The sequence below is a fragment of the Cellulomonas sp. PSBB021 genome (genome assembly GCF_002240455.1).
GTDB classification, from domain to species: Bacteria; Actinomycetota; Actinomycetes; order Actinomycetales; family Cellulomonadaceae; genus Cellulomonas; species Cellulomonas uda.
The window spans coordinates 490,480-504,657 of record NZ_CP021430.1; the positions used below are offsets into that span (position 1 = coordinate 490,480).

Annotated in this window: 12 protein-coding genes and 3 tRNA genes; 11 read left to right on the plus strand and 4 right to left on the minus strand. The window is 76.5% G+C overall.

Features of this window, described 5'->3' with window-relative positions; all coding sequences use genetic code 11:
* Positions 1-4 precede the first annotated feature (4 nt).
* The 3 genes from CBP52_RS02175 (at position 5) to CBP52_RS02190 (ending at position 1,343) form a co-directional block, all read left to right on the plus strand.
* A tRNA-Lys gene (locus CBP52_RS02175) sits at positions 5-80 on the plus strand.
* Between the two features lie 143 nt (positions 81-223).
* Entirely contained in the window at positions 224-1,174 is a 951-nt protein-coding gene (locus CBP52_RS02185) for a RimK family alpha-L-glutamate ligase (RefSeq protein WP_094179638.1), read from the plus strand.
* A gap of 93 nt (positions 1,175-1,267) precedes the next feature.
* Positions 1,268-1,343 (plus strand) — tRNA-His (locus CBP52_RS02190).
* 63 nt (positions 1,344-1,406) lie between these two features.
* Here the strand turns inward: CBP52_RS02190 and orn are convergent.
* The 3 genes from orn to CBP52_RS17440 all read right to left on the minus strand — a co-directional run bounded on the left by orn (position 1,407) and on the right by CBP52_RS17440 (position 2,760).
* Positions 1,407-2,063, minus strand: a complete 657-nt coding sequence (orn, locus tag CBP52_RS02195) for an oligoribonuclease (protein WP_268531352.1) — start codon at positions 2,061-2,063, stop codon at positions 1,407-1,409.
* 36 nt (positions 2,064-2,099) lie between these two features.
* Positions 2,100-2,381, minus strand: coding sequence for a hypothetical protein (locus CBP52_RS02200; RefSeq protein ID WP_094179640.1), 282 nt, complete (start codon positions 2,379-2,381; stop codon positions 2,100-2,102).
* Between the two features lie 205 nt (positions 2,382-2,586).
* Positions 2,587-2,760: a hypothetical protein gene (locus CBP52_RS17440; RefSeq protein ID WP_157732472.1), complete on the minus strand. Its 174-nt coding sequence runs from the start codon at positions 2,758-2,760 to the stop codon at positions 2,587-2,589.
* Between the two features lie 196 nt (positions 2,761-2,956).
* Here CBP52_RS17440 and CBP52_RS02210 point away from each other — a divergent pair.
* Positions 2,957-3,032, plus strand: a tRNA-Arg gene (locus CBP52_RS02210).
* Positions 3,033-3,056: 24 nt separating this feature from the next.
* On the opposite strand, the gene CBP52_RS02215 is transcribed toward CBP52_RS02210, so the two are convergent.
* The gene (locus CBP52_RS02215; RefSeq protein WP_094179642.1) at positions 3,057-3,815 is read right to left on the minus strand and encodes an endonuclease/exonuclease/phosphatase family protein; all 759 of its coding nucleotides are present in this window, start codon (positions 3,813-3,815) and stop codon (positions 3,057-3,059) included.
* Between the two features lie 73 nt (positions 3,816-3,888).
* On the opposite strand from CBP52_RS02215, the gene CBP52_RS02220 reads away from it, so the two are divergent.
* The 7 genes from CBP52_RS02220 to CBP52_RS02250 all read left to right on the plus strand — a co-directional run bounded on the left by CBP52_RS02220 (position 3,889) and on the right by CBP52_RS02250 (position 14,157).
* Complete coding sequence (locus CBP52_RS02220; protein WP_198303516.1) at positions 3,889-4,575, plus strand: hypothetical protein; 687 nt, start codon at positions 3,889-3,891, stop codon at positions 4,573-4,575.
* Positions 4,576-4,714: 139 nt separating this feature from the next.
* Positions 4,715-6,556 (plus strand): GTPase domain-containing protein, encoded by a 1,842-nt coding sequence (locus CBP52_RS02225; RefSeq protein ID WP_232514619.1) that lies wholly within the window; start codon positions 4,715-4,717, stop codon positions 6,554-6,556.
* Complete coding sequence (locus tag CBP52_RS02230; protein WP_232514620.1) at positions 6,553-8,052, plus strand: GTPase; 1,500 nt, start codon at positions 6,553-6,555, stop codon at positions 8,050-8,052. Before CBP52_RS02225 ends, CBP52_RS02230 begins: the two co-directional genes overlap by 4 nt.
* A 135-nt stretch (positions 8,053-8,187) precedes the next feature.
* Positions 8,188-8,742 carry a single-stranded DNA-binding protein gene (locus CBP52_RS02235; protein ID WP_094179643.1) on the plus strand — a complete coding sequence of 185 codons (555 nt, stop codon included), beginning with the start codon at positions 8,188-8,190 and terminating at the stop codon, positions 8,740-8,742.
* 134 nt (positions 8,743-8,876) lie between these two features.
* Entirely contained in the window at positions 8,877-10,559 is a 1,683-nt protein-coding gene (gene ettA / locus CBP52_RS02240) for an energy-dependent translational throttle protein EttA (protein ID WP_094179644.1), read from the plus strand.
* 77 nt (positions 10,560-10,636) lie between these two features.
* On the plus strand, positions 10,637-12,544 hold the full coding sequence (locus tag CBP52_RS02245) for a dynamin family protein (protein ID WP_094179645.1): 1,908 nt from the start codon (positions 10,637-10,639) through the stop codon (positions 12,542-12,544).
* Positions 12,541-14,157 carry a GTPase gene (locus CBP52_RS02250; protein ID WP_094179646.1) on the plus strand — a complete coding sequence of 539 codons (1,617 nt, stop codon included), beginning with the start codon at positions 12,541-12,543 and terminating at the stop codon, positions 14,155-14,157. Before CBP52_RS02245 ends, CBP52_RS02250 begins: the two co-directional genes overlap by 4 nt.
* Positions 14,158-14,178 lie beyond the last annotated feature (21 nt).

Genomic DNA, 14,178 nt, shown 5'->3' on the forward strand with positions numbered 1-14,178 from the left:
CCGCGCGGCACTAGCTCAACTGGCAGAGCAGCTGACTCTTAATCAGCGGGTTCAGGGTTCGAGTCCCTGGTGCCGTACCACCTCACGAGGCCCCCGGTCGATGCCGGGGGCCTCGTGCCGTTCCCGGACGCGCGCGTCGTCGTGACCGCCGTCAGCCGTGACCACCCGTCTGCCGTGACCACCGTCACCTGGCCGGTACCGCGGGCGCCGGTACGCTGCGAACGTGACGACGACCCCCGGGACGCCCCCCGGCACGCAGGCGCGGCTGGCTCTCGTGACGTGCGCGGAGCTGCCCGACCTCGACCCCGACGACGCCCCCCTGCGCCCGGCGCTCGAGGCGCGGGGGATCGCCACGGATGTCGTCGTCTGGGACGACCCGACCGTCGACTGGGGCACGTACCCGCACGTCCTCATCCGCTCGACGTGGGACTACACGCACCGCCCGGCGCAGTTCGCCGACTGGACCCGCCGCGTCGAGCGGTCGAGCGTGCTCCTCAACCCGTCGCCCGTGGTGACGTGGAACATCGACAAGACCTACCTGCGCGACCTCGAGTCCGCGGGCGTCCCGACGGTCCCCACGATCTGGCTGGACCCGGCGCGCAACTTCAACTCCCGCGCGATCCACACGCGCTTTCCCGCCTTCGGCGACTTCGTCGTCAAGCCCACCGTCAGCGCGGGCTCGCGCGACACGGGCCGGTACCGCGCGGACGAGACGCCCCAGCGGTCGCAGGCGATCATGCACGCCCGGAACCTGCTGGGCGTGGGGCGCTGGGTCATGATCCAGCGCTACCTGCGGCAGGTCGACACGGTCGGGGAGACCGCGCTCGTCTTCGTCGAGGGCGAGTACTCGCACGCCGTGCACAAGGGCGCGCTGCTGTCGGGCCCGTACAAGGAGGGCTCCGACGAAGGGGTCCTGTACCGCGACGAGAAGATGAGCCCCGCCAAGCCGTCCGACGCGGAGCTCGAGCTCGCCCGCAAGGTGGTGGGAGAACTCCCGGGGATCCTCGGCCTCGACGGCCCGCTGCTGTACGCGCGCGTCGACCTGATCCCCGACGACGAGGGTGACCCGGTCCTGCTCGAGCTCGAGCTCGCCGAGCCCAGCCTGTTCTTCGCGCACGCGCCGGGCTCGGTCGAGCGGTTCGCCGACGCGGTGGCGGCCCGGGTCCGCGGCTGACCGCTCGCCCGGGGACCGGGCACCGGTCCGTGTGCGAAGTACTGCTCGCGAGCCGGTACACTTTTCGACGGCCCGGTTCCGACCGGGACAGTGGTGGCTATAGCTCAGGTGGTAGAGCACCTGGTTGTGGTCCAGGGGGTCGCGGGTTCAAGTCCCGTTAGCCACCCCAGTACGACGAAGGGCGCCGATCTCGTGTCGGCGCCCTTCGTCGTCGTGCGGGTGTCCCCGCAGGTCAGCGCGTCTCGGGACGCTTGGCCACCGAGCTGGCGGCGATCTGCGCGGAGATGCGGCGCGCGGTCGTCGAGTCGGGGCCCGGGGCGGCGGGGAACAGCGCCGCGCGGTAGTAGCGCAGCTCGTCGATGCTCTCCAGGATGTCCGCGAGCGCGCGGTGGCCGCCGTTCTTGGCGGGCGAGGCGAAGTACACGCGCGGGTACCAGCGGCGCGCGAGCTCCTTGATCGACGAGACGTCGATCACGCGGTAGTGCAGGTGCGCGACGAGCTCGGGCATGTCGCGGTCGAGGAACGTCTTGTCGGTGCCGACCGAGTTGCCCGCCAGGGGGGCCTTGCCGGGCTCCGGCACCCACGTCCGGACGTACTCGAGCACCTGACGCTGCGCGTCGGCGAGCGTGGTGCCGGTCGCGAGCGCGTCGAGCAGGCCGGACGTCGTGTGCATGGTCCGCACGAAGTCGCCCATCTGCTCGAGCGCCTCCGGCGGGGGCGCGACGAGCACGTCGACGCCGTCGCCCAGCACGTTGAGCTCGGAGTCGGTGACGACCGCGGCGACCTCGACGAGCGCGTCGGCCGTCAGGTCGAGCCCTGTCATCTCGCAGTCGATCCACACGATGCGGTCGCTGCTCTCGTGGCCGTTGGGCTGGCTCGTCGTCGTCACTCGGGTCAGCCTAGGACGACGAGCGGGCCCGCGAGGTCACGTCCCGCCGTGCGAACCGGTGCGGGGGCCCGGGTGCGGGCCGGTGCGCGGGGCCTCGTCGTCGCCCTGCGGCACGGTGGACGCGACCCACGCGGCCGTCGGCACCAGGACGAGGACCGCGAGCCCGACCGTCACGGCCGTCCCGACCGACGTGCCCGCCCACCGCAGGACGACGGCGACGACGCCCGCTGCGCCGATCCCGACCAGGACGCGCTCGAGCCACGCGGCGAGCCGCGTACGCAGGTCGACGCGAGGCTCGCGTCCGGCATGCCGACCCATCAGGCGGCGCCCCCGCGCGGGCGCACGTCACGACGCCGCCCCGCGGGGACGCGCGCGTGACCTGCGTTCATGGCGACATGGTGGCACGCCCGCACCGCGCGCAGCGGGAGCCACGGGGGTGACCCGCGGACGCGAGAACGGCGGCCCCCCGGGTGGGGGACCGCCGTTCTCCTGGGTCGCGCGTGTCCGGCGCACCGGACGACTGCTACGCCCGTGCGTACAGCATCAGCAGCGCGAGGTCCGGACGGCGTTCCGGTGGATGGCTCGCGGCGTGCTCACGAGATCTGGCCCGCTCGGCGCGCGAGAGCTCGTCCTGGACGGCGCGCTCCCGCTCGACGTAGTCGGCACGGGCGAGGTCGGTGGTCATGAGGGCATGCATGAGGAACTCCTCGGGTGGGTGGGTGAAGGTGCGGGGATCCGCGACGGCACGGGCCGGGCGGGTCCGACCCGTCTCGACCACCGTGCAGGACAACCAGACCACCTCGCAGATACCCCCGTCACGGGATTTATCGCCGCCGGGCACGGGCGAGACGACCGGGGCCCGCGGGCCGGGGACCGGTACCCTGCGGCTGCCGGCCCCCGTAGCTCAGTGGACAGAGCAGCCGCCTTCTAAGCGGTCGGTCGCAGGTTCGAGTCCTGCCGGGGGCGCCAGCGGACGCGGACGGGCGCGGGGTCTCAGAACGCCGCGTCGACGACGAGCGCGCGGTGGTCCGACAGGCCGAGGTCCAGCGCGCTCGCGCGGCGCGCGCGGACGTCGGCGGTGCCCAGCACGTGGTCGAGCTGCTGGTCCGGCGCGTGCACCGGGAACGTCGCGGCCCGCGCGAGCGGGTGCAGACCGGTGACGCGCGCCGGCCGGTCGCCCGCGAGGTTGAGGTCGCCCATGACGACGCGCGGGCCCGGCATGGCGTGCGTGGCGCGCACCAGGTGCCGCAGCTGGCGCACGTTCCAGCCGGGGATGAACGTGAGGTGCGTCCCGACGACCGTGCACGGCCCCTCGGGGGCGTGCACGACCGCGGCGATCGCCGCGCGCGGCTCGTCACGCACGAGCGTGGGCCACCGGCGCCCCGGGAACAGCACGGGCGCCCGCCGGCGCAGCGCGGGCAGCGCGACGACGCGCCACTCCAGCACCGGCAGCCGGGACAGCAGCGCGATGCCGTACGCCGCGCCGGTGGGCTGGGCGTCGCCGGTGCCCGCGACCCACAGGTCCGGCTCGCCGTGCAGCGTCGCGGCGAACCGGTGGTGGGGCGCCCCCATGGCGTCCGCCGCGACGGCGGTCAGGTCCGCGCCGTGCGAGCGGGCCTGGTCGCGGTCGACCTCCTGCAGCGCGAGCACGTCGGCGTCCAGCCGGCGCACGCCCGCGGCCAGGCGGTCCAGGTCCACCCGGCCGTCGGTCGTCGAGCGGCCGTGCAGGATGTTGAACGTCGCGAGCCGCACGCGGCGATTGTGACCCGGCCGCGCGGCGGGCGCTCGGGCTGCGGGACGCCGCGGCGCGGTGTACACACGCACCATGTCCGCCCCGACCCCGCCCGCCGCCGCCGTCGCCCGCGCCGGTGCCGCACCCGCGCCGCTGCCCGAGCCCGCGGGCGCCGACACCCCCGACGCGCGGCTCGCGCTGCAGGACGCGGTCCGCCGCACGGCGGTCGCGCTGATCGACGCGCAGGTGCCGTTCGCGCTCGTCGGCGGGTACGCCGCGTGGGCGCTCGGGGCGCCGGAGCCGAGCCACGACGCGGACTTCGCGGTCGCCGAGCAGGACGCCGACCGCGCCCGCCAGGCCCTCGCGGCGGCCGGCCTCGACGTGCAGGAGCCCGCGGAGAACTGGCTGTTCAAGGCGTACCACCACGGCCAGCTCGTCGACGTGATCTTCCGCATGGTCGGTGAGCCCGTGACGCACGAGCAGCTCGCGCAGGCGCAGGAGCTCGAGGTGCTCGCGGTGCGCATGCCCGTGATCGGGGCCACGGAGATCGTCTCCGCGAAGCTGCGGGTGCTGGGGGAGCACTACTGCGACTTCACGTGGCTGCTGCCGATGGTGCGGGCGCTGCGCGAGCAGGTCGACTGGCCGCGCGTGCGCGCGGACGTGGCCGAGCAGCCGTACGCGCGCGCGTTCCTGTTCCTCGCGGACGAGCTCGGGCTCACGTCCGACGCCGAGCGGCGGTTCGCGGCCACGCCGGGGCGTGGGGCGCCGGACGAGACCTGACGCACCGGGCCGTGAGTCGGCGCGGGGACCACCCGGACGGTCGGCGCACGACCGGGGGACACCGCGCGCGGGCACCTGCGGGCGCTCACCCCCGCGTGGCGCGTTTGTGCAGGTCATCAGACGACGCGAGAATGGCGCCGTGAGCGCCAAGCCCGGCACCACCACGGCGCAGACCGCCGGGTACGCCCCCGCCGACGAGCACCCCGGTGCGCCCGCGGCCGGCGCGGACCCGACGGCGGCCGCCGGACCGACCGCGCCCGAGGCGGGTGGCGGCTCGTCCGCCGACGCCCCGGCGGGAGACGCCGCGGCGGCCGACGAGCACGCGCGGCACGCCGGGCGGCACACCGCGGACGACCCGCGCGAGATCCTCGCCCGCCCGCTCGCGGCGGGGTCGCTGCTCGACGCGGTGCGTGACCTGCGGCGGGACGTCGAGCGCACGACGTTCCCGCTCGACCTGCCCGGTACCGCGGCGGCGCGCGCGTCCCGGGCGCGCCTGGTCGACCAGCTCACCGAGCACCTGGTCCCGCGCCTCACCGAGCTCTCCGCGCCCGCGGTCGTCGTCGTCGCGGGCTCCACGGGGGCCGGCAAGTCGACCCTCGTGAACTCGCTCGTCGGGCACGAGGTGACGACCGCCGGCGTGCTGCGGCCGACCACGCGCGAGCCCGTGCTCGTGCACCACCCGGGCGACTCGGACCTGCTCGAGGCGCACCCGCTGGTGGGCACGGCCCGTGCCGTGGCGCACGACGCCGTGCCGCGCGGCATCGCCCTGCTCGACGCGCCGGACCTGGACTCCGTCCTCGACGCGAATCGTGCAGCCGCCCACCGGCTGCTCGAGGCCGCCGACCTGTGGCTGTTCGTGACCACCGCCGCGCGGTACGGCGACGCGCTCCCGTGGCGCGTGCTCCAGGACGCGGTGGAGCGCGGCGCGTCGATCGCGATGGTGCTCAACCGTGTGCCGACCGAGTCCCTGCCCGCGGTGCGCGGCGACCTGCTCGCGCGGCTGCGCGAGCACGGGCTCGCGGGGTCGCCGCTGTTCGTCGTGCCGGACCAGGGCCCGCACGAGGGTCCGCTCGAGCCGCGCGTCGTCGCGCCGGTGCAGCGCTGGCTGCTCATGCTCGCCGGGCCGGACCGCGCGCGCACCGTGATCGGGCGGACCCTGCGGGGCTCGCTCGCAGCGCTGCGGCTGTGGGTCGACGAGCTCGCCGAGGCCGTCCAGGCGCAGGCCGACGCGGCCGCGCAGGTGGGCGCTCTGCTCGACGAGGCGAGCGAGGCGCCGCTGGCGCGGGCGAGCGCCGCGGTGGCCGGCGGTGACGTCGCACGCGGCGCCGTCGGTGTGCGGTGGGCCGAGCTCACGTCGCCGCGCGGGGCGATCGGCTCGGTCGTGCGCGGTGGCAAGGTGCGCGGGTCCGGGCGCGGGCGCGCCGACCGCGAGTCGGCCGTGGCCGCGCTGCGGGCCGAGGTGACGAACGCGGCGACGACCGTGCTGACGGCGGCCGCGACCGACGCGGACGTCGACCTGCGCGACGCGCTCGCGGCCGGTCCGGCCGGGGCCGTCGCGGTCCTGGACCGCTGGGCGCCGCGCGCGACGGGCCCCGACGGTGCGTCCGAGCAGGCCGCGCGCGCGTGGGTGGGGCAGGGCGTGCGCGCGGTGCGCGGCGCGCTCGCCGACCCCTCGCTCGACCGGGCGGCCGCCAGACGGCGGGACAAGGGCGTGCGGGTGCTCGGCGAGGAGGTCGTCGCGACCGTCGCGCTGGCCGCCGCGGGCGGCGTCGACGACGCGCTGGACACGCTGACGACGCTCGTCGGGCCGGCCGCGCAGGACGTCGTCGCCGAGTTGCGCGACGACCTCGAACGGCGCGCTCGGGCGCGCGTCTCGCTCGTGCGGGACGAGGCCGCGACCCCGCTCGCCGACCCCGACCTCGCCTCCGATGCCGCGTCGCGCCTGCGCCTGCGGCTCGCCGTCATCAAGGGGCTGACATGAGCGTGCCGACGAGCGCCGGGGCCGCCGTGAGCGTCACGGTCGGCGAGGAGACGGTGGCGCTGTCCGCGCGCGTCGCGGCGCTCGAGTCCGCGCTCGACGAGGCGGGCGAGCGCCTCGACCCGGACGCGTCGGCCGACGCCCGTGCGGCCGTCACCCGGCTGCGGGAGCGGCTCGCGCTGGGCGTGGACCACACGGTCGTCGCGCTCGCGGGCGGCACCGGGTCCGGCAAGTCGAGCCTGTTCAACCGGGTCAGCGGGCTGCGGTTCGCCGAGGTGGGCGTGCGCCGCCCGACGAGCTCGCAGGTCACCGCGTGCGTGTGGGGTCCCGGGGGCGACCCGGTGCTCGACTGGCTGGGCGTGCAGCCCGAGCTGCGGATCCAGCGCGAGAGCGTCCTCGACGGCGAGAGCGAGGCGCCCCTGCGCGGCCTGGTGCTGCTGGACCTGCCCGACCACGACTCGGTCGAGCCCGCGCACCGGGAGGTCGTCGACCGCCTGCTGCCGCAGGCCGACCTGCTCGTCTGGGTGGTCGACCCGCAGAAGTACGCCGACGAGGCGCTGCACGCGGGCTACCTGCGGTCGCTCGCGGGCCAGGACACCTCGATGCTCGTCGTGCTCAACCAGGTCGACACCGTGCGGGAGGGTGAGCGCGCGGCGCTCGTCGCCGACGTGACGCGCCTGCTCGCGGAGGACGGGCTGCCGGACGTCCCCGTGGTGGCGGCGTCGGCCGCGACCGACGAGGGCGTCCCGGACCTGCGGGCAGGGCTCGCGCGGGTCGTCGCGGGGCGCTCGCTCGCCGCGCGGCGGGCCGAGCAGGAGGTCACGGCGGCCGCTCGCCGGCTCGCCGAGGGTGTCGCCGGCCACGAGCCGGCGCCCGCGGCGCTCGCGACCGGCCCGATCGTCGCGGCGCTCGCGGAGGCCTCGGGCATGGACGCGGTGACGGACGCGGTCGCCGCGGCCGTGCGCGGACGCGGCGTGCGTGTCCCGCAGATCGTGCCCGTGCACCCGGACGCGGTGCGCCTCGCGCGGGGCTCGTGGCTCGCGGGCGCGACCGCCGACCTCCCGGAGCGCTGGGCGGCGTCCGTGCGCGAGCGCGTCGCGTCCGCGGACGCGCTCGGGCGGCACGTGGGCTACGCGCTCGGCGACGTGACGGTCGCGGTGCGGCGGTCACGCGCCGCGGCGGTGCTGGTCGCGCTCGCGGCGGTGCTCGGGCTCGCGGGGCTCGTCGTCGGCGGACTCGGTGCCGGCGAGCTCGTCGGCGGGGCGGGGGTCACGGGCACGCTGCGGCTCGGGGTCGTGCTCCTGGCGCTGGCGCTCGCGTGCCTGCTGGTGGGGCGCGCCGTGCGGGCGCGCGCGGCCCGGCGGGCGGCCGCCCGGGTGCGCGAGGAGGGACGCGCCGCGATCGAGGAGGTCGCCCGGCAGGACCTGGTCGAGCCGACCGCGGCGGTCGTGGCGGAGCACCGGCGCGTGCGCGGGCTGCTCGACACCGCGCGCGGCTGACGCCACCCGACCCCAGCCCCCTGGCCGGCGCGGTCGGTCCCCAGCCCGGCCGGTCCGCGCCCACCGACGGCGTCGTCGCGGCCACGCTGCCCGCACACGCCCCGGTCGAGACGGGGCCGGTCGGCAGGAGGCAGCATGAGCAACGGGACCCTCGACATCACCGTCACGGGGTGGGTCGGCAGCGAGATCACGACGCTGCCCGCGCAGGACGGGCGCGCGGCGTACACGACCTTCCGGGTCGGGAGCACGCGGCGGTGGTGGAACCGCGTGACGGGGCAGTGGCAGGACTCGCAGACCGAGTGGTTCCAGGTGAAGGCCTGGCGCGCGCTCGCGGTCAACGCGGGTCTCTCGCTGCGCAAGGGCGTGCCCGTCGTCGTGCAGGGGCGCCTGTCGACGCGCGAGTGGCAGGACCAGGGTGGCGCGACGCGCACGTCGCTCGTGCTGGAGGCGACGGCCATCGGGCTCGACCTCACGTACGGCACCGTGGCGTTCGAGCGCACGCTCTCGGGCGCCGCCGCGCTCGCGGCGGACGAGGTGCGCAGCGACCGCCCGGTCGACGTCACGCGTCTCGTCGAGCTCGACGAGGCGTCCGCGCACGACGCGCCCGACGAGCAGGCGCCCGACGAGGGCCTCGTCGACGAGGGCCACGTGCTCACGGAGGAGGCCACGCTCGCCGGTGCCACCCGGTGAGCGTCTAGGCTGGTGCATCGCGATCCCGACGACGACCGGCCGCTGCACGCGCGCGGCCGGCGTCGGCGGGTGGTCGCCGGTCGCGTCCCGCGACCCCCAGCATCCCCGAGCACGTGAGGCGGAGAACCGAGCCCGTGGCTGAGTTCATCTACACCATGTACAAGGCGCGCAAGGCGCACGGAGACAAGGTCATCCTCGACGACGTCTCGCTGAACTTCCTGCCCGGCGCCAAGATCGGCGTCGTCGGGCCGAACGGCGCCGGCAAGTCGACGATCCTGAAGATCATGGCCGGCCTGGACCAGCCGTCGAACGGCGAGGCGCGTCTGAGCCCCGGGTTCACGGTCGGCATCCTGCAGCAGGAGCCGCCGCTCAACGACGACAAGACCGTCCTCGGCAACGTCGAGGAGGGTGTGGGCGAGATCAAGGCGAAGCTCGACCGGTACAACGAGATCTCGGCGCTCATGGCCGAGCCCGACGCGGACTTCGACGCGCTGCTCGCCGAGATGGGCCAGCTGCAGGAGGCCATCGACGCGGCCGACGCGTGGGACCTGGACGCGCAGCTCGAGCAGGCGATGGACGCGCTGCGCTGCCCGCCGCCGGACGCGGACGTCAAGGTGCTCTCCGGTGGTGAGCGCCGCCGCGTCGCGCTGTGCAAGCTCCTGCTCGAGAAGCCGGACCTGCTGCTGCTCGACGAGCCCACCAACCACCTGGACGCCGAGTCGGTGCAGTGGCTCGAGCAGCACCTCAAGGCGTACCAGGGCGCCATCCTGGCCGTCACGCACGACCGGTACTTCCTCGACAACATCGCCGAGTGGATCTGCGAGGTCGACCGCGGCCGCCTCTACCCCTACGAGGGCAACTACTCCACGTACCTGGAGAAGAAGCAGGAGCGCCTCCAGGTCCAGGGCAAGAAGGACGCGAAGCTCGCCAAGCGACTCAAGGACGAGCTCGACTGGGTCCGGCAGAACGCCAAGGGCCGCCAGACCAAGTCGAAGGCGCGCCTGGCCCGCTACGAGGAGATGGCCGCCGAGGCCGAGCGCACGCGCAAGCTCGACTTCGAGGAGATCCAGATCCCGCCGGGCCCGCGTCTGGGCAACCTCGTCCTCGAGGCGAAGGACCTGAGCAAGGGCTTCGACGGCCGACAGCTGATCGACGGGCTGAGCTTCACGCTGCCGCGCAACGGCATCGTCGGCGTGATCGGCCCGAACGGCGTCGGCAAGACGACGCTGTTCAAGACGATCGTCGGCCTCGAGCCGCTCGACGGCGGCGAGCTGAAGATCGGCGAGACCGTGTCGATCTCGTACGTCGACCAGTCGCGCGGCGGCATCGACCCGAAGAAGACGCTGTGGGAGGTCGTCTCGGACGGCCTCGACTTCCTCAAGGTCGGCAACGTCGAGATCCCCTCGCGCGCGTACGTCGCGTCGTTCGGGTTCAAGGGCCCGGACCAGCAGAAGCCGGCGGGCGTGCTGTCGGGCGGCGAGCGCAACCGCCTCAACCTGGCGCTCACCCTCAAGCAGGGCGGCAACCTGCTCCTGCTCGACGAGCCGACCAACGACCTCGACGTCGAGACGCTGGGCTCGCTCGAGAACGCGCTGCTCGACTTCCCCGGCTGCGCCGTCGTGGTCTCGCACGACCGGTGGTTCCTCGACCGGGTCGCGACGCACATCCTGGCGTACGAGGGCACCGAGGAGAACCCCGCGAACTGGTACTGGTTCGAGGGCAACTTCGCCTCCTACGAGGAGAACAAGGTGGCGCGTCTGGGTGCGGACGCCGCGCGCCCGCACCGCGTCACCTACCGCAAGCTGCGCCGCGACTGAGCGACGCCCGCCGCGCCACGCGTGCCCCGGTCCGCCTCGTCGGGCCGGGGCGCGCGTGCTCGGGCAGACTGTCGAGCGTGACGGGATCCGAGGTCGCAGGCACGACGGGCGGCCACCAGGGCCCGCTCGTCGAGGCGCTCGAGCGCCTGCGCAGCCGCCTGGTGGCGCTCGAGCTCCCGCTCGAGACGCCCCGCGTCGCCGAGGCCCGCGGTGACCGTGCGGCGGCGCTCGACCAGCTCGACGACTACCTGCTGCCGCGCCTGCGGGCGCACAGCGCGCCCCTGCTCGTCGTGGTCGGCGGCTCGACCGGGGCGGGCAAGTCGACGCTCGTGAACTCGTTGCTCGGCGTGCAGGTCTCCGCCCCCGGCGTGCTGCGGCCGACCACCCGCGCACCCGTGCTCGTGCACCACCCGCTCGACGAGCGCTGGTTCTCCACGGACCGCGTGCTGCCCGGACTCGCGCGCGTGGTCTCGGACGCCGGTGCCGCCGGCGAGGGGCGGGCGCTGCGGCTCGTCGCGTCCGCGGTGCTCCCGCCCGGGCTCGCCCTGCTCGACGCACCGGACGTCGACTCGGTCGACGACACGAACCGCCGGCTCGCGGGCCAGCTGCTCGACGCGGCGGACCTGTGGCTGTTCGTCACCACCGCGGCGCGGTACGCGGACGCGGTGCCGTGGGAGCTGCTGCACCGCGCTGCGCGGCGGCACACGCAGGTCGCGCTCGTCGTCGACCGGGTGGACGCCGGGGCGCAGGCCGTGGCGGCGGACCTGCGCCGGCTCATGGACGGCAACGGCCTCGAGGACGCGCCGCTGCTCGTCGTGCCGGAGACCCCGCTGGTCGACGGGCTGCTCCCCGAGCACGCGGTGGGTCCGGTCGCCGCGTGGCTGACCGCCCTCGGCGCCGACGCGCCGACGCGCGAGGCGGTCGCGCTCGCGACGCGCGACGGCGTGGTGGACGACCTGGTGCGGCGGGCAGGGGGCATCGCCGATGCCGGTGACGCGCAGGTGGCCGCCGACACGCGCCTGCGCGCGGCGGTCGCGCTCGCCTACGACGAGGCGGCACGCACGGTGTCCGAGGCGACGTCGCAGGGCGCGATGCTCCGTGGGGAGGTCCTCGCGCGATGGCAGGACCTGGTGGGCACGGGGGACCTGCTCCGCTCGGTCGAGGCGGGCGTGGGGCGCGTCCGGGACGCGGTGGGGCGGTTCCTGCGCGGACGGCCCGCGCCCGCGCCGCAGGTCGAGCAGGCGATCGCGACGAGCCTGCAGGTCGTGCTGCTCGACGCCGCGGACACCGCGGCCGCCCGCAGCCACGCGGCGTGGCGTGCGGACGCGGCCGGTGCGGCGCTCGTCGGCCTCGAGCTGTCGCGCGGGTCGGCCGGGCTGCGCGCCGCGGTCGACGCCGAGGTGCGCGGCTGGCAGGCCGACGTCCTGGAGCTGGTGCGCGAGCAGGGCGCGGCCCGGCGCGGCACCGCACGCGGGCTGTCGTTCGGGGTCAACGCGCTCGGGGTGAGCCTCATGGTGCTCGCGTTCGCCTCCACGGGCGGGATCACCGGCGTGGAGGTCGGTATCGCGGGGGGCACGGCGCTCGTCGCGCAGAAGGTGCTCGAGGCGGTCTTCGGTGACGACGCGGTGCGGCGTCTGGCGGCGCAGGCGCGTGAGCTCCTCGACGCGCGCGCCGCGCGGCTTCTCGACGCGGAGTCGGCCCGCTTCACGGCCCAGCTCGACGCGCTCGGTGCCGCCCACGCCGCGGGCGGCGCGCTGCGGGCGGCCGCGGACGACGTGGCGCGTGCGGCCCGCGACGAGCGGCGCGACCGCCCGACGCTCGCCGCCACGCCCGCGCCCGCGGCCAGCGGCCGGCGCCTGCGCGGTGCCGACGCGGCGGCCGACGAGCCGACCCGCGGCGACGCGGTCGCGCAGCCCCCGCGTCGAGGGCTGTGGCAGCGGCTGCTCGGGCGGCGCGCGGCCGGGACCGACGAGGAACGCGCATGAGCCTCACGCTCGAGCAGCGCGCCGACGCGCTCGCCGCGGCGCTCGACGCGGGCGACGGCCGGCTCGCACCCGACCTCGTCGAGGACACCCGCGCGCTCGTCGCGCGCGTGCGCGAGCGTGCGGGGCTGTCCGCCGAGCACACGGTGGTCGCGCTCGCCGGGGCGACCGGCTCGGGCAAGTCCTCGCTGCTCAACGCGCTCGCGGCCGCCGACCTCGCCGCGACGGGCGTCCAGCGGCCGACGACGTCCCACCCGCTCGCCCTCGTGGTCCCGGCCGGGGACGGCGGCCAGGACCCGTCCGCGCTGCTCGACTGGCTCGAGGTCGACCGGCGCCACGTGCTGCCCGCGGCGACGACCCCGCTGCCGCCCGGCCTGGTGCTGCTCGACCTGCCCGACCACGACTCGGTCGTCGTCGAGCACCGCGTGCGCGCGGAGCGGCTCGTCGCACGCGCCGACCTGCTCGTGTGGGTGGTCGACCCGCAGAAGTACGCGGACGCCGCGCTGCACCAGGGGTTCCTGCGCACGCTCGTCGGGCACGACGACGTCGTCGTGCTGGCGCTCAACCAGGTCGACCGCCTGACCCCGGGCGACGCGGCGGCGGTGCTCGCGGACCTGCGGCGGCTCGCCACCGCCGACGGGATCGGCGCGGCGCGTGCCCTGGGCCTCTCGGCCGCGACGGGTGCGGGTGTCGACGCGCTGCGCGCCCTCGTCGCGGACGCCGTGCGGCGGCGCGAGGCGAGCACGCGGCGGTTCGGTGCGGACCTGCGGAACGCCGCGGCCGTGGTGCTCGACGCGTGCGGCCCCCCGGTACGCGGACGCACCCGCGACCCCCGCGCTCTCGTGGACGCGCTCGCGGACGCCGCCGGCGTCCCGACCGTCGTCGACGCGGTGCGGCGCGCGACCGTGCGCGCCGCGACCGCGCGGACCGGCTGGCCGCCCGTGCGCTGGGTCGCGGGCCTGCGCCCCGACCCGCTGCGGCGCCTCGGGCTCGCGCCCCGGCCCGCGCCGCAGGCCGAGCTCGCGCGCTCGTCGCTGCCGCCTCTGGGCGCCGCGCAGCGCGCGCGGGCGACGACCGCCGTACGTGACCACGCGGACGCCGCGCTCGCGGGGGCACCCGACGCGTGGGTGCTCGCGGCGCGCGCGCGGCTCGACCCCGCCGCCCTGACCGACGCGCGGACCGGCGCGCTGCCCGACGCGCTCGACCACGCGATCGCGCGCACGCCGCTGGTCCCGCAGCGCCCGGCGTGGTGGTGGCGGGTCGTCGCAGGGCTGCAGTGGCTGCTGCTCACCGCCGCTGTCGTCGGGGGGCTGTGGCTCGCCGGGCTCGCGCCGATGGGCTACCTGCGGCTCCCCGAGCCGGACGTGCCGCAGTGGGGGCCGGTCCCCGTGCCGACCGCGCTCCTCGTCGGCGGTGTGCTGGCCGGGGTGCTCGTCGCGCTGCTCGCCGGCGTCGCGGCGCGGCTGGGTGCGCGGCGTCGGGCACGCGCGGCCGGCAGGCGGTTGCGCGCGGCCGTCGCGCAGGTCGCGGACGCGCTCGTCGTGGACCCGCTCGCGCAGGAGACGGCCGCGCTCGAGCGCTGCCGGTCGCAGGCGGCGCGCGCCGCGGCGCGCTGAGACGCCCCCGGCGGCGCACCA